General features: G+C 65.6%; 2 protein-coding genes. Both read right to left on the reverse strand.

Features of this window, described 5'->3' with window-relative positions:
* On the reverse strand, positions 1–1,510 hold a 1,510-nt coding region (locus ACE3UY_RS12300; protein ID WP_374687810.1), incomplete at its 3' end, for a 2-oxoacid:acceptor oxidoreductase family protein.
* Between the two features lie 121 nt (positions 1,511–1,631).
* The coding region (locus ACE3UY_RS12305; RefSeq protein ID WP_374687811.1) for a cyclic nucleotide-binding/CBS domain-containing protein at positions 1,632–2,012 on the reverse strand (381 nt) is incomplete at its 5' end.

Here is a 2,012-nt window from a genome sequence, read left to right on the forward strand (position 1 = left end):
CCTTCACCTCGTCGATGACCGGGCCGGGCACGAGCGAGCGCGCCGTGTCGAACTTGCGCGCCAGCCGCAGCATGTTGCTCTCCCAGTCCTCCGGCCGCTCGCTGTAAACGGCGGCGTCGTTGTGACCGGTGCCGCGGCCAAAGTAGGCCGCGCGCGGGTGGGGGTTGCCGGGCAGGGTGCGATAGGGAATGCCGTCGCCGTCGATGTCCTTGTAGCGGGCGAAGCCCCGCTCGGCCACGTCCTCGGCCGAGAGCACCTTGCCCCGCTGCACCGGCCCGGCCGGATACGCGAACGGCTCCGACATCCAGTTGTTCATGCCCAAGTCCAGGTCGCTGAGGACAAAGACCGGCGTCTGGAGCTGGTCGGCCAGGTCGAACGCGCCATAGCCGAAGTCGAAGCACTCGCGCAACGACGCCGGTAGCAAAATGACGTTCTTCGTGTCGCCGTGGCCCAGGTAGTAGGTGAAGAGGATGTCGCCCTGGCTGGTGCGCGTGGGCAGGCCGGTGCTGGGGCCGACGCGCTGGATGTCCCAGATGACCGCCGGCACTTCGGCGAAGTAGGCCAGCCCGACGTACTCGGCCATCAGCGAGATACCCGGCCCGCTGGTGGCCGTCATGGCCCGCGCCCCGGCGAAGCCCGCGCCAACGACCATGCCGATGGCCGCCAGTTCGTCTTCGGCCTGGATGACGGCATAGGTCGCCTCGCCCGTCTCGGGATCGCGGCGGTACTGCGCCAAATAGTCGTTCAGGGCGTCGATGACGCTGGTGGAGGGGGTGATGGGGTACCAGGCGGCGAAGGTGACGCCGCCGAAGACGGCCCCCAGCGCGGCGGCCTCGTTGCCGGTCATCATGATCAGCCCCTCAGTCTCGTTCATCGGCGCGACGCGGTAGGGGTGATTGCGCTCCAGGTTCGCTGCCGCCCACTCATAGGCCAGCCGCACGACGCCCATGTTCGAGTCCACCGTCTTGCGCTTGCCCTTGAATAGGAAGGCCAGCGCCTCATCCAGCCGCTCCAGCGGGATGTCGAGCAGGTGGGCCAGCGCGCCGACGTAGACCATGTTGGCGATGTAGTCCTTCAGCTTGCCCTTCGTGCCCGTGTCGCGCACGAACTCGTTGACCGGTACGGCGTAGTAGGTAATGTCGTCGCGCTGCGGCACGGTGCGCCAGTCGCCGTTGTAGAGGCAGATGCCGCCGGCCGGCAGCGTCTGGATGTCCTGCACTACCGTTGTCTGGTTGAAAGCGACGAGAATCTCGGACGTGTGGCGGCGGCCGGTGTAGCCGTCGCGGCTTAGCCGGATGTGATACCAGGTGGGCAAGCCCTGAATGTTTGACGGGAAGATGTTCTTGCCGTTGACGGGGATGCCCATCTTGAACAGCGCGCGCAGGATGGCCAGGTTGGCGGTCTGACTGCCGGTGCCGTTGGCCGTCGCCACGACGATGGAAAAGTCGTTGACGATCTCACCAACAGCGCGGCCCTCCCCCGTCGCCGCCGGGGCGATACCGATACTCATGTCATCTCTCCTTCAGAAATATTAAACACGGATTCCGACGGATAAGACGGATTTAACGGATTGGGCCAAAGGTTCAATCCGTTAAATCCGTCTTATCCGTGCAAATCCGTGTTGAATTGCTTCATTGCGGTCTATCGTGCCCGTTGTGCAGGTAGTGCACCACGTCGCGGAACGAGACGATGCCCACCGGCCGGTGGTCGTCGTCTACCAGCGGCAGGTGGCGGAAGCCGTGCACCGACATCAGGTGCAGCGCGTGAGCGATGGGCAGGTCGGCGTGGACGGCCACCGGATCGGGCGTCATGAAGCGGCTGACCGGCGTTCCGGCCAGATCGTCCACCAGCCCGGCCACGCGCACCAGCACGTCCCGCTCGGTGAAGATGCCCACCAGCCGGTCATCATCGTCGGTCACCATTACGCAACCGATGTTGTGGACGTTCATCTGGCGGATGGCCTTGGCCAGCGACGTGTGGGCGTCCACCTCGACCGGCGCGTGCGCCCCCAG

The sequence above is a fragment of the Promineifilum sp. (SeqCode) genome, assembly GCF_041918635.1.
Taxonomy (GTDB): domain Bacteria; phylum Chloroflexota; class Anaerolineae; order Promineifilales; family Promineifilaceae; genus Promineifilum.